Consider the following 20,964-nt stretch of genomic DNA (forward strand, 5'->3'; position numbering starts at 1 on the left):
TCCCGATTGCCTCGCTTCGGATGTCCCCCCGGGTGCCTGCATAGAGAAAGCGCGGCGATGACGATGCCTGTTGCCGCGGACAATCTGCGGCTTGCCTCCGCGGCGCGCAAACCCCTATTCGATTACCTGCCGGTAAGCTTGTTCGGTTCCGTGATGGGACTGATGGGGCTCAGCATCGGGTGGCGGCTGGCAAGCGCCCGGTATGGTCTGCCTGCGGTCATCGGCGATGGGATCGGCTGGAGCGCGCTCGCCGTATTCGGCCTCCTAGCCCTGGCTTACTTCGCCAAGGCGGTGACCGCATGGACGAGCGTCCAGAGTGAGTTCCGGCACCCGATCGCCGGGAACCTCTTCGGGACAGTGCTCATCAGCCTGCTCCTGCTGCCCTTCGTGCTCCAGCCACTCAGCCCGTTCCTGGCGGCGGCGGCCTGGATGCTCGGCGCCGGCGGGATGATCCTATTCGCCTTTCTGATCGTCAGCCGCTGGATGGGCAGCCGACATCAGCTTGCCCACGCAACACCGGCCTGGATCGTGCCGGTGGTCGGCCTTCTCGACGTGCCACTGGCGGGGCCGGCGCTCGGACTGCCGCACACCCAGACCCTGATGATGTTCTCATTGAGCATCGGGTTGTTCTTTGCGGTTCCCCTCTTCACCCTGGTTTTTGCCCGGCTCGTGTTCGAGGAGCCCCTGGTCCCAGCCCAGCGGCCGACCCTGATGATCCTCGTGGCCCCCTTCGCGGTCGGTTTCTCTAGCTATGTGGCGACGTTCGGTCGGGTCGACGCCTTCGCAGAAGCACTTTTCCTCATCGCCCTGTTCGTCTTTGCCGTGCTTTTAGGCCGCCTGCGCGATCTACTGCGGTGCTGCCCGTTCCGGATCTCGTGGTGGGCTGTAAGCTTCCCCATCGCCGCCATGGCGGTAGCAGCGTCACGTTATGCGGGGCATGCTCAGGCAATCGCCGCGGATGCGCTGGCGCTGCTGTTGCTCGGCCTTGCCACGGTGATCGTCGTCGGCCTCGCGATGCGCACGCTCGTCGGCATTGCCCGGGGCGAACTCCGTCAACTCGCCGGTTAGTCCACGTACTCCGTCGGCCGGCGAACGCGGAGAAGACTGTTCGAGCGCCGGTGCGCAGGCGGACCAGTGTGGTACCCGTTGCAAGACCGCGCGCCTGCTTGACTAAGACGCGCGATCGATGCTGCTTCTGATCGTACGATGGGGGAAAGACATGGAAACCATCGGCCGCGACCTGAACGAAATGCAGCGCGTACCCCTGGCCGCCGCGCATGTCGCTGCGCTCCGAGCCGCCGGTACCCAGCGGCTTTACCCGGCCGGGACGTTCCTCGCCCGCGCCGGCGAACCGGCCGACCGCTTCGTCTACGTCATCGCCGGCGAGGTCGAAGTGGTGAACCCGTTCACCGACGAGCGCCACCTTCCGTCCACCCTCGGGCCGACGCAGTTCATGGGCGAAATCTCGATCCTGAACGGCGGCACCTGGTCGATGCCCATGCGGGCGGTCACCGAGACCTGCGTCATCGAGGTGCCGCGGGCAGACATGCTGCGGCTGATGTCCGAGATTCCCGAAATGTCGGACATCGTCATCACGGTGCTGGCGGCACGGCGGCGGCGGCAGCTCGATTCGCGCGACGGCACGCTGGTCCTCATCGGCGAGGATGACGACCGGGCCGTCCGGCGGATCGCGGAATTCGCGAGCCGCAACCGCTTCCCCTATCGATCCTACGCGCTCGGCACCCCGGAGGCGGGGGCCATCGCGAAGAGCTGCGCGATCTCCTCCGCTCGGCCGGCCGTGATCTTCGGCCGGGACGTCGTGGTGACGGACCCGACCCCGGACAAGGTCGCGCAGCTGCTCGGGCTGAACTACAACCTCGTCGACGACGAGGCCTTCGACGTGCTCATCGTCGGCGGCGGCCCCGCCGGCGTGGCGGCCGGCGTCTATGCCGGGGCGGAGGGGCTGCGCGCCCTGGTAATCGAGGATCTCGCGATCGGCGGCCAGGCCGGCACGTCCAGCCGCATCGAGAACTACATGGGCTTCCCGACCGGCATCTCCGGGGCCGACCTCGTCTGGCGCGGCGAGGTCCAGGCGATGAAGTTCGGGACGCGGTTCGCGATGCCGCGCCGGGTGGTGAAGCTGGAGCGGCTCGAAGACGACGCCTTCTGCGCGACCTTCGACAACGACCAGCGGGTTCGCGGGCGCGCGGTCATCGCCGCGACGGGCGTGCAGTACCGGCGATTGCCGATCGACCGCCTCGAAGCCTTCGAGGGCGCAGGCATCTATTACGCCGCGACGGAAATCGAGGCGCGCTACTGCAGGAACACCGAGACGATCATCATCGGCGGCGGCAACTCGGCCGGTCAGGCGGCGATGTTCCTCAGCCGCTCGGCGGGCCACGTGCGCCTCCTTGTGCGCGGACGGTCCCTCGCCACCTCGATGTCGAGCTACCTGTCCAACCGCCTGGAGGCGGAGCCCGCGATCACGATCGAATACGGCGCCGAGGTGACCGCCCTGCAGGGTGCGGATCACCTCGAAGCGGTGACGATCCGCAACGTCGCCGACGGCACCCTGCGCACGGTCTCGACCTGCGCCCTGTTCGTGATGGTGGGTGCCGCGCCCAACACCGGCTGGCTTTCCGGCCTCGCCAAGCTCGATGCCCACGGGTTCGTGCTGACCGGGGAGGCGATCGGCGAGACCTCGCCCTACGCGACGTCGCAGCCCGGCCTCTTCGCGGTCGGCGATGTGCGCGCCAACTCGGTCAAGCGCGTCGCATCCTCGGTGGGCGAGGGATCGGTCGTCATCTCCAAGGTTTGGGACTACGTCAACGCGTGATCGCCTTGCTTTCACCCGTTAGTGAACGTCGGTTTTGCGGATACTTCATCCGAAAGCGACTGGCAAAAATCCACCCGACCCGATCGTAGAGCGGACTGACGGGTCCCGACCCAACCTTGCCGTTCACGACAGCTTGCGCTGCTCCCCGAAGCAGTCGTTCGTTCCAGGGTCGTCAGGAGGCGCGGCGAACACCGCCCATCTCCTCGCGGACCCTGACGAGGTCCCGGGTAGGGGGTAGACCGAAGAAGCGCGCGTACTCCCGGCTGAACTGCGTCGCGCTTTCATACCCCACATCGAACGCTGTCGCCGTCGCGCTGTCGCCGCCTGAGACGAGGCGTGTGCGGGCCTGAAGCAGGCGGATGCGCTTCTGGAATTGGATGGGGCTCAGGGCCGTCGCAGCCTTGAAGTGGCGATGGAACGCCGATGGGCTCATCGCTGCCATGTCCGCGAGCGTCTCGACCCTCAGCGCCTCGGCGAAGTGCTCGCGTATCCATTGGATGGCGATGTTGATCCTCGCCAACGTTGTGTCGGGGGTCGCAATGTCACGCAGCATCCACCCTAAGGACCCCTGAAGGACACGATACAGGATCTCGCGCTCGTAGGCTGGGGCCAAGGCGGGGATGTCTGCGGGGCGATCCATGAGCCGCAGCATGCGCAGCCAGGCATCCAGTAGCTCCGGCGTCACCGCTGCGATCGAGAATGCTACCTCCAGCGTGGGCCTCTGAGGCGTGCGCGCGAGGTCGGCGAGCAGGTTCGCAATGAGTGTCGGGTCGAGGGTTAGGCTGACCGCCATGTAGGGGGCGCCGGAAGGGGTGGCCATGACGTTGCCGGCAGCCGGCAGATCGACCGACATGACGAAGTACGTCGCCGGATCGTAGTGCAGCGTGCGTTCGCCGACCGTCATCGTCTTGGTCCCCTGAAGGATCAGGTTGACCATCGGGTCGTAGACGGCGGCGAGATCGTGCTCGGGAACCTTGCCCCGCACCATCGCCACGCGCGGGATGCCGGTCTCTGTTCTCCGGTTCTGCGCACGGGCGACCAAGGCACGAAGTTCGTGGAGTTGCTCTTCCATCGACATACCATCGACGGATTGCCCGTCCGCGACAATCGAAAAGCAGGAATAGGCAAGATAGCGGCAGGATCGGGCGAGCCGGCCGCCCGAGCCCTGGGATAGCTTCTGCTCACACCAGGAAGCGGGATCCATGAGCAAGATCGTCATCATCACCGGAGGAAGCCGCGGCATCGGGGCAAGCGCTGCCGTCCATTGCACACGGCGTGGCATGGGCGTGATCCTCACCTACAAGGACAATCCCGAGGCGGCCGAAGCCACTGTCAGGCGGATCGAGTCCATCGGCGGCAAGGCTGTAGCGCTGCGCCTGGACGTGGGCGAGACCAACACGTTCAACGCGTTCCGCGAGGCGGTTCAGAGCTCCCTGCAATCCGTATGGGGGCGGACCGATTTCGACGCGCTCGTCAACAACGCGGGCTTCGGTCTCTACAGCCCGATCCCAAGCGTCACCGAGGCGGAGTTCGACAGCCTCTTTGCCGTCCATCTCAAGGGACCGTTCTTCCTTACCCAGGTCCTCTTGCCCATGATCGCGCAGGGAGGCCAGGTCGTGAACCTGACGAGCGCCACCACCCGCGTCGCCACGACAGGCGTGGCGCCCTATGCGGCCTTCAAGGGCGGCCTGGAGGTACTCACCCGCTACATGGCCAAGGAGTTCGGGCCCAGGGGCATCCGCGCCAACGCCATCTCCCCTGGCGCGATCCGGACCGAGCTCGGCGGCGGGCTCAACGGCGAGTTCGAAGCGTTGCTGGCTTCGCAGACCGCGCTCGGCCGGGTCGGGGAGCCCGACGACGTCGGTCGCGTCATCGCTGCCCTGATCTCCGACGACAGCGCCTGGATTAACGCGCAGTCGGTCGAGGTCTCGGGCGGCTACAGCATCTAACCGGACAGGCGAGGAAGTACCGATGCTCGATCACGTCTTCTTGTCCGTCAGCGACCTCGACCGCTCGACAGCCTTCTACCTGGCGGCACTTGCCCCCCTAGGGATCACGGACCGCGCCGATTACGACGGACAGGACGGCCCTCCGGGGCACCCCGACCTGAGGGGGTTCGGTCGTAAGGGCCGCATGTTCCTTTGGCTGCGCCCTGGCACCGTCGAGGGCCGTGCAGCACATGTCGGCATCATTGCAGCCTCGCAGACGCAAGTCGATGACGCCTACGCCGCCGCCATCGCGGCAGGCGCTGCCGACAACGGTGCGCCGGGCGCTCGTCTCTACTACGACCCCCGCTACTATGCCGGCGGGGTGCTTGATCCGGACGGCTATAGCCTGGAGTTCGTCTACAAGAGCTGGCAGCACGCCCGGCCCTGATCACCCCTTCCGTTGTAAACACCCAGCATCGCCGAGCTACGAGGCTCGCAGGGACGCGTCCAAGCATATGAACAATCTGATGATCTACGGTGCGACCGGTTACACCGGTGGGCTGGTGGCGGAGCGCGCCCAAACCGCCGGCATCAAATTCGTGATCGCTGGCCGGGATGGTCCAAAGTTGAACGCGGCGTCCGCTCGGCTCGGCATCGCGCACCGCACTTTCGGTCTCGATGACGCCCAGGCATTGCGGAAGCACATCGCCGGCACATCGGTCCTGTTGAACTGTGCGGGTCCCTTCGCAAGGACGGCGGAGCCGCTAATGCGAGCCTGCATCGAGGCCGGCGTCCACTACCTGGACATCACGGCCGAGATCAATGTCTACCGCTTGGCCGAGAGGTTGTCCGACGCAGCCGCGGCGGCAGGGGTCATGCTCCTCCCGGGGGTCGGTTGGGACGTCGTGCCGACCGATTGCCTGGCGGCCCATGTGGCGCGTCGCGTCGAAGCCCCGCGGCGGCTGCGGATCGCCCTGCAGGTGGCGGGCTCGATGTCCCGCGGTTCGGCCATCAGTGCCGGCGAGATCATCGGTGGGGGCCTGTTGGCCCGTGCCGGGGGCGCTCTGGTTGCAAAGACGGACAGCCGGCCGGTCTTCTTCGACTTCGGCGTGGGAGAGGTCGCGTGCGCACCACTCTCCTTCGGGGACCTGGTTACGGCTTGGCGTTCGACGGGTATCCCGAACATCGAGATGTTCGTGCATGTCGCCGGGGATGCCTTCCCGGTTGGCGACCTCTCCCTCTTGCCTGACGGTCCCAGCGCAGAGGAGCGCGACGCCAATCGAGCCCGGGCCGTAGCCGAGGTCACCGGCATCGCAGGTAGCGTCCGCCGCTCGGTCATCGAGACGCTGAACGGCTACTCCTACACGCCGCTGGCGGCGGTCGAGGCTGCCCGGCGGGTCCTGTCCGGAGACCATAAACCCGGCTTCCAGACACCGGCCCTGATATTCGGTCCAGGCTTTGCCGAGACCATCGCGGATACGTGCATCGTCGACCTATGAAGCGGTGGCGTGCGATCCTATTCGGACGCCACTGAGTGCTCCTGGAACTCCCCCTCCAGGGCGCGGCCCGCGATGCGTGCGGTTTCGACCAGGCGCTTCTGCGACAGGCCGATGCAGGCAAACGAGGAAAGGCCTCGCAGCGTCACGAGCACGTAATCGGTGACCTGCCGCGCGCGGGTCGGATGCTTGGACGCGATGTAGGTATGGATGGCGTCCGAGCCGGCTTGTCCCAGCGATTCCGCCGCTCGTCGAGCAGTCTCGTCGTCTGCGCGCATGCCCTCGGTGATCATGCAGCCCCTGAGGCACGGATCGCCGCCATACTGGCGGGCGGCGGCAACGAGCAGCGCGGTCAAGGCCTCGGCTGGCGGCCGCTCGGGCAACAGGATGCGCGCCAGCGGCAGCGCGCTGTTCTCGGCATGCCGCTGCATTGCACGCTCGAACAGCTCCGCCTTGCTGCCATAGGCGGCGTAGAGACTGGGCGGGTTGATCCCGAGTTCACGGGTCAGGTCTGCGATGCTTACGGCATCGTAGCCCCGTGCGTGGAAGAGGGCTTGGGCCTTGGCAACGCCCTCCTCGCGGTCGAAGGCTGGCCGCCGCTTTCGCTGTGACGCTTCCATTCCGCATGCACCTCCAAGCCCCACATATAGCGACCGCTATATAATCGCAAGGCTCTGGTCCTTCGCTATGTAGCGACCGCTAAATAAGGGCTTGCCTTCGTCCATCCGTCTATGTAGCGATCACTACACAGGCGCCGTTCGGAAGTGCCGCAAAAGGGTTTGAAGCATGTCGTTCGAAGGCAAGGTCGCGATGGTGACGGGTGGCTCCTCGGGTTTGGGGCTGGCAATCGCGAAGGAACTTGCGAGCTTGGGCGCTCGCGTGGTGATCACAGGACGTCGCCAGCAGCCACTTGATGACGCCGTCGCCACGCTGGGGGGCAACGCCTCGGCGCTTCGGGCTGATGTTTCCAAGCCTGATGTGATCGAGACACTCTTCTCGCGAGTGCGCGACGAGCATGGCCGCCTCGATGTCCTCGTCGCCAACGCCGGAGGCGGTGAGATCGAGTCTCTCGGCTCAATCACTGAAGCGGCCTACGACCGCATGTTCGACACGAATGTGAAGGGCGTCCTCTTCACCGTCCAGCATGCCCTGCCGCTCATGCCGCCCGGCGGCTCGGTCGTCATCGTCGGCTCGACGGCGTCCATCCAGCCCGGCCCCGGCCTGAGCGTCTACGGGGCGACCAAGGCTGCCCTACGCGCCCTGGTGCGAAGCTGGGTGCTCGACATCAAGGGAAGCGGCATCCGCATCAATCTCCTCAGCCCCGGGCCGGTGAACACCCCTTCGCTGAAGGGGATCTTCGCAAGCCCCGAGGAGGCGGATGCCGCCCTCTCGTTCCTTGCGGAGCGCAGCACGCTCGGACGCATCGGCGAGCCGGAGGAGATCGGACGTGCGGTGGCGTTCCTCGCCAGCGACGCCGCCAGCTACGTCAACGGCACGGAACTGTTCGCCGATGGCGGCGCCTCGCAGGTCTAATCGACCGCACTCTGTCCCATCACAATCGAGCAACCGTGATCGCGCTCGCCCCCATGCGATCATCGTGTGGTGTGCCGTCGGCCCTTTACCGCCCGTGCCGGCGACACCGATGGCACCGTGCGGCGATCGTGCACCAAGCCTGCCGGGTCTTCCGCTGCAGCCCATCGTAACCGGACGGTACATCGACAGCTTCGAGCGTCACGACGGCACATGGCGCTTCGTGTTGCGCGAAGTCGAGGGCCGTCTGTTCGGCGACGTCAGCAACCATGTGGCTGCCCCGGCCGAAGCTACCGCAAGGTGATGCTGTCATAACGGTCAAACGATAGGCGCCGGTGACCGACGCGAACAAGGGCCTCGGGCTCGCCATTTCGAAGGGGCTTGCCCAAGCGGGTCTGTCGGTCCGGATGGGCGCCCGCGACCGCAGATCCTGATTTTAGTTTCCAACACGGAGTGCAAGCGATGATGAATGGGGAGATCAGTTCGACCGGCGGCGCAATCCTGGATCATATCGAGTTCGCAGTTGCGGACGCAGAGCGGTCGCGGCGCTTCTACGAAGGAGCGCTCCGCCCATTTGGCATGGCCGTCGTCATCCGTGTGGGTCCCGAGCAATCACGCACGGGTGGCGTACGGTACGGCATAGGACGGGACGGATATCCCAGTATCTGGTTCCATGATGGAGAGGCGCCAGGTACGCCTATCCACCTTGCACTTGCGACAACCGGCCGAGACGTTGTGGATGCTTTTTACCATAGTGCACTCGCGGCCGGAGGGACTGATAACGGCGCTCCCGGTATTCGCGAACGTTACCACCCGAACTACTACGCTGCCTTTGTTTTTGACCCTGATGGAAACAACATCGAAGCGATTTGTCAGTCCTGTTGATGGGATACGACCGGGGCAGGTCCGCTTCATGATTAGGACGGCAGAAGCAGACGAGTGACCTATCCTAGTCACGTTCCTTAGCCCTCGGTCTGTCGTCAAAATGACCGTTTTTCCGTCACGCAGAATCAGCTGCTATCGCCACAACGTTGCCGTTAAGGCCAACTTACGCTGTACTCAAAGGCCCGCCATCGCGGGTAATGCCATTATGAAAGCTGCGTGCACGCACGTGGGCTGAGTATGCCAGATCGTTTGCAATGCAACAGAGGCAGTACAGTCTCGTTGTGGATCATGTAAGGTGTCAATTCAGTTTTATGTTGGATCGTACACCTCTGATAAGCACCACAGGCCGCAACTTGAGGATGCAAGTACGCCAGATTCATTTTTGGGAATCGGTACTCTGTATTGATTTGACTCACTTACAAATGTGTCGTTCATTCGGTCACGGAAATCTGAAGCCATAAGAGGCTTTGCGTATCCGAAGGAGACGACAATGCCGTTTGGCACCCGTCCGCTGAACCCTTTGGTCCACAAAATCGAAAGCTTCGTTCGCCTCTCCGATGTCGAGCGAACGCTCTTGCAGGAGATTGGTACATCCAGCCGGAATGTCGAGCCGCGAAAAGCGCTCATAGAGGAAGGCGAGGAACCGCCCGGCGCTTTTCTGATCCTGGAAGGCTCGGCCTATCGCTACAAGCAGCGGAAGAATGGGCGGCGCCAAATCACAGCGCTCCTCATCCCAGGTGACCTGGGCAATCTCAATGCTCCTCTGCTATGCAGGATGAACCACTCCATTGGCACGTTCTCCGCCTGCCGCGTCGTATGGCTGACCCCTGAAACAATAGAGCAATTACAGCAGCATCAGAACATCGCTTACGGTCTGCGCATGAGCGCCCTTGTGGATGAGGCGATGCTACACGAATGGCTACTAAACGTCGGAGGCCGCACGTCTATTGAGCGCTTGGCGCATCTCCTCTGCGAATTGTATCTTCGCTATCAGACGGTCGGGTGGGCTCGTGGACAGAGCTATGAGCTGCCTCTGAAACAAGCTGATCTGGCGGACCTCACCGGCATATCAAACGTGCACGTCAATCGAACGCTGCAGGAACTCCGGCGCAGACGGCTGATCGAATGGAAGAACCGTCGTCTGAGCATCCTGGACTGGGCGGGCCTGAAAGCTCTAGCCGAGTTCGACGCCAGCTACCTGTACCTGCGAGAAGGTAGAAACGGCTTTGCGTCCGACGATCTGCCGTTGCGCTTGAGTAGTGCCGAACCAGACAACCGATTCGCCTTCCAGAGCGGCGGTTTCACGTCGGTTCGGCTTAAACGCTCGAAGTCCCGCTTCCATAACCCTCTCCAAAAACCGAGCGACGCTTCGCCTTAGATAAACCGACGGTATTTCCGGCACCGAGTGTCTGTCGGCGTCAGCCCTACCGCTTCGTGAAGCGGACCGGCGAGTGTCGACCCGATACGGTCGACGGAAGTGGGATCACTCGCATCCTAAAGCAGTCGTGAGCTTCCCAACGTGACACCGTGCATCGAAACCGCGCGCCAGTTGGGCAAGGCTGACCGAACCTAGCCGCGCGATCAGCAACGCTTCGGCTTCGCGCAACGTATCCTCAATCGCCTCGTTGACGGCCTTCTCGACGGCGCAATCGGGGTTTGACCGATCGCTGCCGATCGCGAAGACCCGAGGGCCGCCGACCGCACGATGGACATCAAGCAACGAAACCGCGTCCAGATCTGCGGCGATGCTCCATCCACCGCCGTGCCCTTTTTCCGACCTCACGTAACCGGCATTTCGCAGCCCTGCCATCGTCCGGCGGACGACAACGGGGTTTGTTCCAAGCATTCGCCCGATGGCTTCGGACGTCATAGGTCCTTCGTGACGCGCCATGTGAAGAAGCACGTGAAGCGTTCGGGAAAGGCGGCTGTCGTTGCGCACGGCGCGATCCTCGGCGGCTGCATTGAGATTGGCAACCGCAAAAAGTCACGATACTTTATAAGTTACGCGATTGAAGGAGCTATGCCGATGCGAGATTTTGAGAACCCAGACCGGTGGGACAAGATCGCCCTCCACTACGAGACGACTGCCCATCCGTTCACCGCCCGCTTTGCCGAAGCAGCTCTCGCTCAGGTGCCCTTGAACGCTCGAAGCCGTGTCCTCGATGTCGCAGCGGGAACGGGTGCGCTGACGCTCGCCGCGGCACGGACGGGTGCACAGGTTCTCGCGATCGATTTCTCGCCCGCCATGGTCGCTCGGATCACGGCAGCGGGATTGTCCAATGTCGACGCGAAGGTGATGGACGGACAAGCCCTAGCTCTGCCTAACGGGAGCTTCGATGCCGTGTTCTCGATCTTCGGCGTGATCATGTTCCCCGATTGGCGAGAGGGGCTTGCCGAAATGGCGCGGGTTACCCGGCCCGGCGGCCGAGGTGTCGTCGCGACTTGGCAGGAACAGGGGGCGGCGACGTTCCTGTTGCTGGGGCAGATCCGCCGCAAGCTATTTCCCGAACGCGAGACCAGGGCGATGCCTGAAGGAGTAAAGGCGCTGGGCGATCCCGAGGGGTTCACTCGTGAACTGGTCGCTGCCGGGTATCGCGATTGCCGGATCGAGCAGGTGGTCTTCGATTACGAATTAGACATCGTCATGCTCGACGACCCGGACACGGTATTCGGCATCTCGCCGGATTGGGCCGATTTGAACGATGCGGACAAGGCTGCGGTGATCTCAGAGGTGCGACGAATGGCGGGCGATCGATCGGTGCTGCCCATCCCCTCGACAGCACTGATCGCAGTGGCACAGCGGTAGAAGCCATGCCGTGCAAGAAGCGGTGCACCGAAGAGTGAGACTGCGCGGGATCAGTCGTTCGGGCGTATGTCTGATTTGGCGAACCGCGTTCCAGAAGCAGACCGGCAGACATTCACCCGTTTCGGCCGTAGCCCGCTGCCTTACCGAACAGACTGCAAGCGGCCGTTCCCACCTTCCGCAATGGGTCGACACCCGCCGGTCCGGTTCACGATACGATAGGGCCGAAGCCTGCAGAAGTTCGGCGTCGGAAAAACGGTTGTTTTGCGGACTGAGAAAGGGATTGCCTAACGGTAGCCCCTCCATTCTCATCCAGCCACATGATCCACGATCAGCCATAGCATCAGCGGAGGCGATGGCGAACCCTGTTCCGAAGGAAGGCCATGGGCGACCTGTTCTGCGGGCCTTATGGGTGTGTGACGGTGGGGTGAGTTTGATACGTCCAAGGGTGACGCGTCAGAGGCGCCCGTCACGCTATGGCCCTGGAAAGAAACAGGATCCCGTTGACGAGGAAACGACCTTACCCTGTGCGCTGAGCCATCCAGCTACCGCTGCATTCGATCAGGCCACCGCTTGTGCGCCACGTCCCGCTGCCGTTGCCCTGACGGGTGAGCTTGCCCGAGATCGGCACTCTGTTCGAGCCCTGCGTGATCGTAGCTTGCACAGCTCCGGCAGCCGATACACCGCCGTCGACATCGATATCCTCTCCTGGGACTGAGGCATCGCTGTTTTTGATCCGAACCTGGTAGGTCTTTGTCGCTGAACAGGGCCCTTCGGCGGTTGACGCCACAATGCTCCATGAACCGTCATACTGGTCTGGAACTCGGACCTTCTTCGTGGCTGCATTCACCGAGGAGAGACTGCCTACCATGAGGCAGGCTACTAAGATCGAGGTACAAACGTGGGCCATACAAAGCTCCAAGGCTTCGATCATCAGGACGGCCGCACGTAGAAGGTCTCAGGCCGTTTCGTCGCACAGTGAGGGGGTGAGCGGACGAACCCCTCCCACCCCGCATCGCTGCTAGGGGAGGGTGGGAAGCCCTATTCCGAGCTTCCCGTAGGATCACATACCGCGGTTCATCATCCGGCTTTTCATCATGCGGCGCTTCATCATCTGCTTCCGCATCATGCGCTTCTTCATCATCATCCGCTCACTCCGCATCATGCGGACCTGGGTGACGCCGGTTTCAGACTGAAGGCCGTTGGCAGTCATGGGAGCAGCTGATGCGGAGCCTGCACCAAGTGCGAGCCCACCAAGAAGGGTCATAGCGGCAAGCGCGAGGGTGGTCTTTCTCATTTTCCGTCTCCTAGAAGAACCGTGTTAGGGATCTTCATAAAAGTAGAAAATCATCCCGTAAGTTCCTGTAATAAATAGATAATTCCGCGTCTGAACGCAGCGCGCATAACTACGAGAGCGTCGAGGCAATGCCATCGCGCCTTTACCCTGAGAATGGGCACATGCCACCCTTTACGGAGACGGCTTTCGGGAAGTTTCAAAAACTGCTGGGAGGAGGTCGCGCTGCGTCCCCATTCGCTAACAGCCGATGGATTCACGTCGCAGAACTGGCTTTAGAAAGGTTCCGCTGACAGGCAGACCATTATTTTTGGAACAGGGACGTAGCTTGACCATTAGAGATGCACTATTTCGCTCTGTCTCGGGCCGCCGTCATGAAGATTTCTCTGGTTCTATCTCTCACTGTTGCCACCGTATTCGCTTCGCTCGTTCCCGCTTCGGCTGAGGATCGGCAGGTTACGGTTTACTCGGGCGCCAACTCCATCACGATCCCCGCCTCAACCCTTGCAGCCACGCAGTCGTCGCAGCAGGTGGCTACCTCCGATGCGGCTCCCGCTCGTAAAATCCGGGTCGTGCTGGCTTCTCCCTACCGTTCCATGAACTAGGCACCGCAGCTTACACGCCGGACGGCCGAGGTTTGTCGCTTCATGGGGGCGTAGGCACGGAATGAAGCAAGCAGTTGTCGGGCTGATCGGGTTCCTGGCAGCCCTGACCGCACAGATTGGTCCTGGCTTCGCGCTGGAGGTCTCCCGCAGCATCGAGATCCAAACGCCACCTGCCGCAGTCTGGGCACTCATGGGTGACTTTTGCGCCATTGAGAAATGGCATCCGATGGTCGAAAGCTGCACCCTATCGAACGACGACAGCGACGAAGGCAGGGCGGTCGCGACCCGGAGTCTCGTCGCAGCCGGCAACCTGGGGACCATTGTCGAGGTCGAGACGAGCCGGGACGAAAAGGCGATGAGCTACAGCTACGCCTACGTCGGAGGGCCGCTACCCGTGAAGGCCTACAACGCGACGATCGCCGTGCATCCCAATGGCAGTGGGTCGACCGTGGTCTGGACCGCTACCTTCGATGCAGCCGGGATGACCGATGCGGAGGCGATGGCCGACATCGAAGGCGTCTACGAACAGGGTTTAGCCGGCATCGCGAAGGAGGCGAGCCGGTAGCCTCGCGTCCTTCGACACGCTCTCAGCTAGAACTCTCAAAGTGCCGAGGCGGCAATCTCCTCGATCGTGCGACCCGAGGCTACCGATCGCGGTTCCTGCTCTAAAATATCTGGAACATTCGGTCCGCATGCTGCTGCGTCGTCCGCCTTGATGAGCAGCCACGAGACATGCCGATCGCGCGAACGGGGTTTCATCCGGCGCAGCCGCCAACGACCCATCAGCTTGCTTCCCTGCAGGGTGAACGAAAGAGAGCCGACGCTCAGCGCCTGGTTCGGATCGCCCTCAGGTTCCCAGATGCCGCGGTCCCAGAGCAGCACCGTACCGGCTCCATAGCTGCCCTCGCCAATGACTCCCTCGAAGCTTCCGTAGCCGAGTTGATGATCCTCGACCTGAACAGCGAGGCGACGTTCGCCAGCTACCAGACTCGGCCCACGGGTCACGGCCCAGCTTTTCAGCACGCCATCCAGTTCCAGCCGGAAGTCGTAGTGAAGTCGGCTTGCTGCATGTTTCTGCACGTAGAAAGACAGGGGGGCAGACATTGATGGCTACTCCTTGGGTCGTGGAAGGATAGGAATAGGCAATACGCCGGCTCAGTTGCCAATCCGGGCGGTTCATTTGCTTCAGACGTGGGAGCCGAAAAAGCTGCATTCGCATGAGGAGGTATCAAATTCCATTGTCAGCTTAGGCGTTTAAGGCCAGAGAGTGCCTAACAGCCAAAGAGAACGATTATAGACCACATGAGCGAACGCCCTCCCGCGGGGAATCAGGCCGAGTTGGCCACCTACGCCATCCTCGATACGCCGGCCGAGGCCGAGTTCGATGACATCGTGAAGGTGGCGTCCGAGGTCTGCGGCATGCCCGTCTCGCTGATCTCGCTTCTCGACCGCGACAACGACCGCCAGTGGTTCAAGGCGGAGACCGGTTTCGGGCGGAGCGAGACGCCGCTGTCGCAGTCGATCTGCACCCATACGGTGCAGCAGGACGACGTGTTCGAGATCGAGGACCTGACGAAGGACCCCCGCACCTCGGGCAATCCCTTGGTGACTGGTGGACCGCGGGCTCGCTTCTATGCCGGTGCCCCCCTCCGCACCTCGGATGGCGTCTCCCTCGGGGCGCTCTGCGTCCTCGACACCAAACCGAACAAGCTGACGGCTTCCCAAGCGTTCGTGCTGCGCACGTTGGCGCATCAGGTCGTGACCACCCTGGAGCTACGCCGCTCCCTCCGGCAACGCCGTGAGAGCGACCGGCGCAACAAGGCGATCCTGGAGAGCGCCATCGACTACGCCATCGTCTCCATGAACCTCGATGGCACGGTGACGAGTTGGTCCCCCGGTGCCGAACAGATCCTCGGCTGGGACGAGGCGGAGATGTGCGGCAAGCCGGCCCACGTGTTCTTCACCGAGGAGGACGTGGCGGAGGGCATCCCCGAGAAGGAAATGGGTGCCGCCCTGTTGCATGGGCGCGGGGCGGACGAGCGCTGGCACGTGCGCAAGGACGGTAGCCGGTTCTGGGCCAACGGCGAGATGATGCCTCTCCGCGACGAGGACGGCCGGCATGAGGGCTTCATTAAGGTCCTGCGCGACCGTACGGCCCAGCGGAACGCCGCGGCCAAGGAACAGGCGGACGCCGCCTTCATGCGCAGCGTGCTGTCGTCTTCGGCCGACTGCATCAAGGTGCTCGATCCCAACGGCAGGCTGATCTTCATGAACGAAGGCGGCCTCGGTGTCATGGAGGCCGACGACTTCGATCAGTTCAGGGGGCGCGAGTGGACCGCCTTCTGGCAGGGCCAAGCCCATGCGGACGCCATGGCTGCCTTTTGGACGGCTCTGGCTGGCGGCACAGGACACTTTCAGGGACCGGCGCCCACGCTCAGGGGCACGTTGAAATGGTGGGATGTTCAGATCACGCCCATTCGCGGAGCTGATGGCCAACCGGAACGCTTGCTCGTGGTCTCGCGGGATGTGACCGCGCAACGGGCTTCCGAGTTGCAAGTCGCCGAGAGCGAGAAGCGCTGGCGCGGCCTGTTCGAGGGCATGCAGGAGGGGTTCTTCAGCGGCGAGATCATACGCAATGAGGAAGGACGGGCGACCGACTACCGCTTCGTGGAGATCAACCCAGCCTTTGCCTCGCAATCCGGGCTACCCGTGGAGACCGTGGGACGCACCGTCCGCGAAGTCATTCCGAGCCTTCCCGATTGGCCCATCCAAACCTACGGTCGGGTTGTCGACACGGGTATCCCGGAGGTCTTCGAGATTTCAGTGCCGGAGCTCGGCCGCATCTTCGAGGTCCGCGCCTACCGCGAGACGGAGCAGCGCTTTGCGGCGATGTTCATCGACGTCTCGGAACGCAAGCAGGCCGAGGCACGGCGAGCTGCACTTGCCGAACTGGGCGACCGACTTCGCAATATGAACGACCGGGTTGAGATCGCGCGGATGGCGGCCGAGATCCTGGGCCGTACGCTCGGGCTTTCCCATGGCGGTTACGGCGCAGTGGACCACGACAGGGAAACCATCGCCGTCGGAGAAGGCTGGACCACTCCGGGGATACCGAGCCTCGGGGGCGTGCACGGGTTCCGCGATTACGGCACCTACATCGACAACCTGAAAGTCGGGCGAGCCGTGGTCATCGACGATGTCGCCGGTGATCCCCGTACGGCGGATGATGCAGATACCCTCGCGGCCATCCATGTGCGCTCTCTGCTGAACCTCCCGATCATGGAGCACGGCCGGTTCGTGGCCATGCTGTTCGCGCTCAAGGCCCAGCCATACGCCTGGAAACCCGAGGAGATCAGCTTCGCCAACAACATCGCGGACCGGACCCGCGCGGCGCTGGCACGGATCGAGGCGGAGGACCGGCAGAAGACGCTGAACCTCGAACTTGGTCATCGCATGAAGAACATGCTGGCGATGGTGCAGGCCATCGCCACACAGACCATGCGGACAGCGACCGACGTCAACACCGCCAGAGATGTTCTGGCAGGGCGCCTCATCGCGCTTGGCAACTCACACGATCTACTTCTTGGCGGTGAGCTCGGGGCTGCGCCGATCCGGACGCTGATCGAGAGCGCCCTGCGGACCCATCAAGACAACCCGGGCCGCTTCGTCCTGGATGGGCCGGTCCTAACCGTTGGGTCCAAAGCGGCGATGTCGCTGTCGCTGATCCTGCACGAGCTCGCTACCAACGCGGCCAAGTACGGCGCGCTTTCGACGGCCCAGGGCAAAGTCTCGCTGGTCTGGGAAATTCGCCAAGAAGAGGACGAGTCCCGCTGTACCTTGCAGTGGTCGGAAGAAGGTGGCCCCCCAGTCGTTCCACCGACACGGACGGGCTTCGGGTCCCGGCTGATCGGCCGCGGACTAGCTGGGAGCTTTGGCGGCGAGGTGGACCTGTCCTACCCGATAACGGGCGTCATCTGCACGATCGACGCGCCGCTAAGCGGCTTGAAGGCCGAGGATACGCCTCAGGTCCACTAGAGGCGAGACAGGCTACTCGGCCTGGCTTCCGAGCGATTCATCGAGGCGACGCAACAGGTCACCAAGCTCCTCGGATGGCGGCTCGGTCGGCAGGGCATCATACATAGCGCGCAGCTTCTGACCGAGATTTCGCTCGGTTGCGTTTGCGGTTGATGAGTAGAGCAACTGATTCTGGAGAAAAGGCATAGGATCCTCGCCTTCGGCGTCCGACATATGAACGCCCTAGCGATGCTGTCTGGTCGATCAGTTCAACGGGCTGAAGAAGCTGATACCAAGATTATCAAGGTGTGCTGAGAGCGTTAAGTTCCTATCATGAGTTAAGATGTGCGTGAGTGACATCCAAGTCCCGCTGCAAGGCAGAGGCAAAAGACCCCACCATGGCTGGGCGGGGCTGATGGTCGGCCACTGAGGTGCTACCTCTACCTGCGAAGGGATGGGTGTATGGATCTGAGGGATTACCGCCAGCGTCGTATGACTTGCAGCGGCAGGAGAGATGCAGGCTCATCGTTTTCTCAGGTGTAGGTAGGTCTCATCAAACTCGGCAGCGCGCACAAGTTCATCCCAGGCCTGAATGACCAGCGTGTCGCTACGGAGGGTAATGAGCCCGTTAGCCCGCATCTCTTGCAGCGTGCGGTTGATGTGCACATTCGAGAGGCCGGTGGCGTCCCCGAGGTCAGTCTGCGTCATCGGCAAAGAGCAGCGATGCTCGCTCGCCAAGCCCACGGCTTCCTGCTTTAGGTACAGTTCGCAGAAGAGGTGGGCGAGATGCTCATAGGCCGAACGCCGGCCCATGCACGCCATCCACCCACGGAAGATCCCTGCATCCACCAGCGTGTCGCGCCAGAGCACGGCGGCGAGGCGTGGGAAGCGGTAGGTGAGATCCCTCATTGCCTCGTGAGGGATAAAGGCCACGGTAGCATCCGTCATCGTGGCGAGGCTGTGATCCATCCGTGGGATGTGCAGGCTCTGCAAATCTGGGATGTCACCGGGGATGTGGAACGAGAAGATCTGGCGCTTACCCTCGCTTAAAAACTTGTAGCGGAAGGCCCAGCCATCGAGGATGAGACAGCACTGCTTGGCCGTATCGCCATCGCGAATAATGTCGAGATCCGCCTTGAGGGCTTGAACCTTGACGGGCAAGCTCTCGACGGCTTGGCGCTCCTCCTCCGTGAGGGGGGAGATGCTCTCCAGCTTGGTGATCATCGGCTGTAAGAACTGGGAAGACATCGAGGCCATGTGGCTTCGCCTTGCATTGCAGGCGGAAGCGCGCGGCTCTCCCAGGCATCAGCACCTGTGTCGGAACGGCTGACGATTTTTTCAACATAACGCAGTAACTGTCCATGCGTACCATCATACGTTAGTAACGCTTAAGGGCGACGTGGAACTGCGATAAAAGGCGAATGGCTGCTCAGCTAAGTTTTTCGTCCGAACGCAGACTGGCAATAATATAACCCGATCCAGGCTTGAAACACTGCCTCACCAAGAGTCTGCAAGCAGACCTTCCGAGGGTCTGTAAGGGGTCGATAGCAGGCTCACCGACGATGTCCGCTTCCATGGATCGCTGACTCAAAGCGGACTGACGGCAATCCACCCAACCGGTCTTGGGTCGCCGCCCACCAAGCAACCGGGAAGCAGACCTTCCCAGGGTCTGACAAGGTTCGGGAGCGGATGATACCAATTGTTAGAATTGGACCACTAGCCGCTCAGATCCTTAAGTGTTCGAGAGAAAGTCCTGGGAATTTGACGCTTGCAATGTCGTCGGCGAGCATTTTCGTCGGGAAGCCTCGTCCGTAGCCGGCATCTACTCCGGTATCAGCCCATCCGCCGAGAGCCCGTCGCCGGTCTTCCGGAACGCCAGCCTCACGGAGCCGGTCGGCCCAGCCGTGTCGGAAGGAGTGAAAAGTGGTCGAGGCTTTCGCTGCGCCGCAACTCTTCAAAAAGCGAGCGAACCATTTCTGAAATGCGTCGGAGAAGTATCCACGGCTATCCGCGCTCAACTCTGGGAACAGCCTACCTTGGGACGCTTTTCGAGCGTCCGCTACGAAGTCGAGAAACCCCATGGCGAGGATTTCAGGGTGTAGCGGGACGATGCGGGTTCCCGCCTTGCTCTTAACCCGCTGTGAGGCTTCGGCGGCCCGAACTAGGATCACCGCTACGCCGTCGCGCTCCGCAATGTCATCCGGTACAAGCTGGCAGCACTCATTCAGCCGAAGCCCATGGAACAGGCTCAGGATTGGCACCCAAAATCGCGCACGGCGTGGGCGGAGAGGACCAACCTTGGCGTAGCCTATCTCGTCGTCAGTGCATCCGGTGTAGAGCGGTGCGTTGAAAATGGCCCGCATTTGTTGAAGCGAGAACGGCTCCCGCTTCGCCTGGGGGGCTTCCTCAATCGTTAGCCCAGCGGCGGGGTTCTTGCTCAACCACTCCTCCCGGACGGCCCAATTGAAGAGCGTTGCCATCTTCGTGATGTGGGAGTTCACGGTCTGGGTGTTGAGCGGAGCCAGCCCTTCACGCTTTGCAGTCTCGGCAGCGTGGGCCAGCGAAAAGGTGGGGAACCGCTTCGTCGCATTCGGTGGTAGCGCCCGGAACAGGTCACGAACCTGCTTAGCGTGGTCGCGCGAGAGCCCTGTAACGTCCATGTCCGTACCAACCAACTCTCGGAGGGCGCGGAAGACCATCCCATAGTCCGCATTCGTCTTCCCGGTACGCGCGCCCCGACCGGGGTCGCTTTCGAAAGCGCGGATGAGATCGTCCAGCGTCCGTTTCGGCTGCGCATCAGGTCGCGGCGTGCCGTCGAAGAGTGGATCGCCTTTGCTACCGGTGCTGCCCGCGAGGGCGGCCACTTGTCGGGCGTTGAGCGCGAGCATGGCGCGCCGCACCACGCTTGCCAGTCGGCGGTAGGGATCACCGTTCCAGTCGACGTTCGGCCGGCGCACCGAACGGCGCAGCTTTCCAGGACCGTGCGGCTCCGGAGGCATGCCAGCGCGCAGTAGAATTTGATCTGTCGTCGCCCGTACCGCTTCGAGGTAATCGTCCGGCCGAGGACTTTCGAGGATTTGGCCCTCTGCCCGCGCATCGGCCAGGACCGTCTCCCAATCCACAAAACGCAGCTCGTCTCTCTCTTCGGGCGAGCGTGCAACTTGTTGCACGGCTTCTTCGAACCACCGGATGGCAAGGTCTTCGATTTCGCGCGGTGCCAGCCTCTCTAGGCGGCCGTATGCGAGAAGCTGCCGCGTATGAGCGATTTCTGAGCGCTGCCGCCTCACGGTCTCCCACTCTCGTTCCAGCCGCGCTTGCTCGATGCGAAACCGGGTAAGCGCGACGCGCCGATCCTTCGTCCGAAGGCTGCGAACGAGATGTGACCGCCCGACGTCACGGGCGATATCCACCGGCACCCGCATGCGGAGATAGTACGTGCCTTCGCGGGTCGTGAGATTGGGGTGGTGGGCCACAGGTTCACCGCTCGATGTGTCACAGTCGTGTGTCACAGTCGCATCTGAGAAGCTGTTTTCCATCAGTATCTTGTGCCACCACAGGCACTTAGAAGGCAAG

Annotated in this window: 19 protein-coding genes; 11 read left to right on the plus strand and 8 right to left on the minus strand. The window is 62.6% G+C overall.

The window, feature by feature from the left end; translation table 11 throughout:
- Positions 1-63 precede the first annotated feature (63 nt).
- Together AC0IXR_RS12945 and AC0IXR_RS12950 are read left to right on the plus strand one after the other, a co-directional pair.
- Positions 64-1,068 (plus strand): SLAC1 anion channel family protein, encoded by a 1,005-nt coding sequence (locus tag AC0IXR_RS12945; protein ID WP_471761295.1) that lies wholly within the window; start codon positions 64-66, stop codon positions 1,066-1,068.
- A 151-nt stretch (positions 1,069-1,219) separates the two neighbouring features.
- The gene (locus AC0IXR_RS12950) at positions 1,220-2,836 is read left to right on the plus strand and encodes an FAD-dependent oxidoreductase (RefSeq protein WP_471760969.1); all 1,617 of its coding nucleotides are present in this window, start codon (positions 1,220-1,222) and stop codon (positions 2,834-2,836) included.
- 172 nt (positions 2,837-3,008) lie between these two features.
- Here the strand turns inward: AC0IXR_RS12950 and AC0IXR_RS12955 are convergent, their stop codons facing one another.
- The gene (locus AC0IXR_RS12955; RefSeq protein ID WP_471761296.1) at positions 3,009-3,908 is read right to left on the minus strand and encodes an AraC family transcriptional regulator; all 900 of its coding nucleotides are present in this window, start codon (positions 3,906-3,908) and stop codon (positions 3,009-3,011) included.
- A gap of 130 nt (positions 3,909-4,038) precedes the next feature.
- Here AC0IXR_RS12955 and AC0IXR_RS12960 point away from each other — a divergent pair, with 130 nt between their 5' ends.
- From AC0IXR_RS12960 to AC0IXR_RS12970, 3 genes are all read left to right on the plus strand, one after another.
- Positions 4,039-4,785, plus strand: a complete 747-nt coding sequence (locus tag AC0IXR_RS12960; RefSeq protein ID WP_471760970.1) for an SDR family NAD(P)-dependent oxidoreductase — start codon at positions 4,039-4,041, stop codon at positions 4,783-4,785.
- 22 nt (positions 4,786-4,807) lie between these two features.
- Positions 4,808-5,212 (plus strand): VOC family protein, encoded by a 405-nt coding sequence (locus AC0IXR_RS12965; protein ID WP_471760971.1) that lies wholly within the window; start codon positions 4,808-4,810, stop codon positions 5,210-5,212.
- A gap of 79 nt (positions 5,213-5,291) precedes the next feature.
- Positions 5,292-6,263, plus strand: a complete 972-nt coding sequence (locus AC0IXR_RS12970; protein ID WP_471761297.1) for a saccharopine dehydrogenase family protein — start codon at positions 5,292-5,294, stop codon at positions 6,261-6,263.
- Between the two features lie 17 nt (positions 6,264-6,280).
- On the opposite strand, the gene AC0IXR_RS12975 is transcribed toward AC0IXR_RS12970, so the two are convergent.
- On the minus strand, positions 6,281-6,880 hold the full coding sequence (locus AC0IXR_RS12975; RefSeq protein WP_471760972.1) for a TetR/AcrR family transcriptional regulator: 600 nt from the start codon (positions 6,878-6,880) through the stop codon (positions 6,281-6,283).
- Positions 6,881-7,046: 166 nt separating this feature from the next.
- Between AC0IXR_RS12975 and AC0IXR_RS12980 the strand changes: the two genes are divergently transcribed.
- The 3 genes from AC0IXR_RS12980 to AC0IXR_RS12990 all read left to right on the plus strand — a co-directional run bounded on the left by AC0IXR_RS12980 (position 7,047) and on the right by AC0IXR_RS12990 (position 10,053).
- The gene (locus tag AC0IXR_RS12980; RefSeq protein WP_471760973.1) at positions 7,047-7,793 is read left to right on the plus strand and encodes an SDR family NAD(P)-dependent oxidoreductase; all 747 of its coding nucleotides are present in this window, start codon (positions 7,047-7,049) and stop codon (positions 7,791-7,793) included.
- 459 nt (positions 7,794-8,252) lie between these two features.
- On the plus strand, positions 8,253-8,675 hold the full coding sequence (locus tag AC0IXR_RS12985; protein WP_471760974.1) for a VOC family protein: 423 nt from the start codon (positions 8,253-8,255) through the stop codon (positions 8,673-8,675).
- 490 nt (positions 8,676-9,165) lie between these two features.
- Positions 9,166-10,053: a Crp/Fnr family transcriptional regulator gene (locus AC0IXR_RS12990; RefSeq protein WP_471760975.1), complete on the plus strand. Its 888-nt coding sequence runs from the start codon at positions 9,166-9,168 to the stop codon at positions 10,051-10,053.
- 105 nt (positions 10,054-10,158) lie between these two features.
- Here the strand turns inward: AC0IXR_RS12990 and AC0IXR_RS12995 are convergent, their stop codons facing one another.
- Positions 10,159-10,614, minus strand: a complete 456-nt coding sequence (locus tag AC0IXR_RS12995) for an Rrf2 family transcriptional regulator (RefSeq protein ID WP_471760976.1) — start codon at positions 10,612-10,614, stop codon at positions 10,159-10,161.
- Between the two features lie 87 nt (positions 10,615-10,701).
- On the opposite strand from AC0IXR_RS12995, the gene AC0IXR_RS13000 reads away from it, so the two are divergent.
- Complete coding sequence (locus AC0IXR_RS13000) at positions 10,702-11,481, plus strand: class I SAM-dependent methyltransferase (protein WP_471761298.1); 780 nt, start codon at positions 10,702-10,704, stop codon at positions 11,479-11,481.
- Between the two features lie 1,060 nt (positions 11,482-12,541).
- Here the strand turns inward: AC0IXR_RS13000 and AC0IXR_RS13005 are convergent.
- Positions 12,542-12,775 (minus strand): hypothetical protein, encoded by a 234-nt coding sequence (locus AC0IXR_RS13005; RefSeq protein WP_471760977.1) that lies wholly within the window; start codon positions 12,773-12,775, stop codon positions 12,542-12,544.
- Positions 12,776-13,438: 663 nt separating this feature from the next.
- On the opposite strand from AC0IXR_RS13005, the gene AC0IXR_RS13010 reads away from it, so the two are divergent.
- Positions 13,439-13,942 carry an SRPBCC family protein gene (locus tag AC0IXR_RS13010; protein WP_471760978.1) on the plus strand — a complete coding sequence of 168 codons (504 nt, stop codon included), beginning with the start codon at positions 13,439-13,441 and terminating at the stop codon, positions 13,940-13,942.
- A 35-nt stretch (positions 13,943-13,977) separates the two neighbouring features.
- Here AC0IXR_RS13010 and AC0IXR_RS13015 read toward each other — a convergent pair whose 3' ends face one another.
- On the minus strand, positions 13,978-14,481 hold the full coding sequence (locus AC0IXR_RS13015) for a DNA polymerase ligase N-terminal domain-containing protein (protein ID WP_471760979.1): 504 nt from the start codon (positions 14,479-14,481) through the stop codon (positions 13,978-13,980).
- Between the two features lie 198 nt (positions 14,482-14,679).
- On the opposite strand from AC0IXR_RS13015, the gene AC0IXR_RS13020 reads away from it, so the two are divergent.
- Positions 14,680-17,412, plus strand: a complete 2,733-nt coding sequence (locus tag AC0IXR_RS13020) for a PAS domain-containing protein (protein WP_471760980.1) — start codon at positions 14,680-14,682, stop codon at positions 17,410-17,412.
- 12 nt (positions 17,413-17,424) lie between these two features.
- Here the strand turns inward: AC0IXR_RS13020 and AC0IXR_RS13025 are convergent, their stop codons facing one another.
- The 3 genes from AC0IXR_RS13025 to AC0IXR_RS13035 all read right to left on the minus strand — a co-directional run bounded on the left by AC0IXR_RS13025 (position 17,425) and on the right by AC0IXR_RS13035 (position 20,927).
- Entirely contained in the window at positions 17,425-17,625 is a 201-nt protein-coding gene (locus tag AC0IXR_RS13025) for a hypothetical protein (RefSeq protein ID WP_471760981.1), read from the minus strand.
- Positions 17,626-17,913: 288 nt separating this feature from the next.
- Positions 17,914-18,648 (minus strand): Crp/Fnr family transcriptional regulator, encoded by a 735-nt coding sequence (locus tag AC0IXR_RS13030; protein WP_471760982.1) that lies wholly within the window; start codon positions 18,646-18,648, stop codon positions 17,914-17,916.
- 467 nt (positions 18,649-19,115) lie between these two features.
- Positions 19,116-20,927, minus strand: a complete 1,812-nt coding sequence (locus AC0IXR_RS13035; RefSeq protein ID WP_471760983.1) for a DUF6538 domain-containing protein — start codon at positions 20,925-20,927, stop codon at positions 19,116-19,118.
- Between the last annotated feature and the right edge of the window lie 37 nt (positions 20,928-20,964).

The sequence above is a fragment of the Methylobacterium sp. AC832 genome (assembly GCF_979256025.1).

What these genes read in the sequence shown, in the direction of transcription:
- AC0IXR_RS12945 (WP_471761295.1), top strand. Translation starts at nt 64, where the DNA reads ATGCCTGTTGCCGCGGACAATCTGCGGCTTGCCTCCGCGGCGCGCAAA.
- AC0IXR_RS12950 (WP_471760969.1), top strand. Translation starts at nt 1,220, where the DNA reads ATGGAAACCATCGGCCGCGACCTGAACGAAATGCAGCGCGTACCCCTG.
- AC0IXR_RS12955 (WP_471761296.1), bottom strand. Translation starts at nt 3,908, where the DNA reads ATGGAAGAGCAACTCCACGAACTTCGTGCCTTGGTCGCCCGTGCGCAG.
- AC0IXR_RS12960 (WP_471760970.1), top strand. Translation starts at nt 4,039, where the DNA reads ATGAGCAAGATCGTCATCATCACCGGAGGAAGCCGCGGCATCGGGGCA.
- AC0IXR_RS12965 (WP_471760971.1), top strand. Translation starts at nt 4,808, where the DNA reads ATGCTCGATCACGTCTTCTTGTCCGTCAGCGACCTCGACCGCTCGACA.
- AC0IXR_RS12970 (WP_471761297.1), top strand. Translation starts at nt 5,292, where the DNA reads ATGATCTACGGTGCGACCGGTTACACCGGTGGGCTGGTGGCGGAGCGC.
- AC0IXR_RS12975 (WP_471760972.1), bottom strand. Translation starts at nt 6,880, where the DNA reads ATGGAAGCGTCACAGCGAAAGCGGCGGCCAGCCTTCGACCGCGAGGAG.
- AC0IXR_RS12980 (WP_471760973.1), top strand. Translation starts at nt 7,047, where the DNA reads ATGTCGTTCGAAGGCAAGGTCGCGATGGTGACGGGTGGCTCCTCGGGT.
- AC0IXR_RS12985 (WP_471760974.1), top strand. Translation starts at nt 8,253, where the DNA reads ATGATGAATGGGGAGATCAGTTCGACCGGCGGCGCAATCCTGGATCAT.
- AC0IXR_RS12990 (WP_471760975.1), top strand. Translation starts at nt 9,166, where the DNA reads ATGCCGTTTGGCACCCGTCCGCTGAACCCTTTGGTCCACAAAATCGAA.
- AC0IXR_RS13000 (WP_471761298.1), top strand. Translation starts at nt 10,702, where the DNA reads ATGCGAGATTTTGAGAACCCAGACCGGTGGGACAAGATCGCCCTCCAC.
- AC0IXR_RS13005 (WP_471760977.1), bottom strand. Translation starts at nt 12,775, where the DNA reads ATGAGAAAGACCACCCTCGCGCTTGCCGCTATGACCCTTCTTGGTGGG.
- AC0IXR_RS13010 (WP_471760978.1), top strand. Translation starts at nt 13,439, where the DNA reads ATGAAGCAAGCAGTTGTCGGGCTGATCGGGTTCCTGGCAGCCCTGACC.
- AC0IXR_RS13015 (WP_471760979.1), bottom strand. Translation starts at nt 14,481, where the DNA reads ATGTCTGCCCCCCTGTCTTTCTACGTGCAGAAACATGCAGCAAGCCGA.
- AC0IXR_RS13020 (WP_471760980.1), top strand. Translation starts at nt 14,680, where the DNA reads ATGAGCGAACGCCCTCCCGCGGGGAATCAGGCCGAGTTGGCCACCTAC.
- AC0IXR_RS13025 (WP_471760981.1), bottom strand. Translation starts at nt 17,625, where the DNA reads ATGTCGGACGCCGAAGGCGAGGATCCTATGCCTTTTCTCCAGAATCAG.
- AC0IXR_RS13030 (WP_471760982.1), bottom strand. Translation starts at nt 18,648, where the DNA reads ATGGCCTCGATGTCTTCCCAGTTCTTACAGCCGATGATCACCAAGCTG.
- AC0IXR_RS13035 (WP_471760983.1), bottom strand. Translation starts at nt 20,927, where the DNA reads ATGGAAAACAGCTTCTCAGATGCGACTGTGACACACGACTGTGACACA.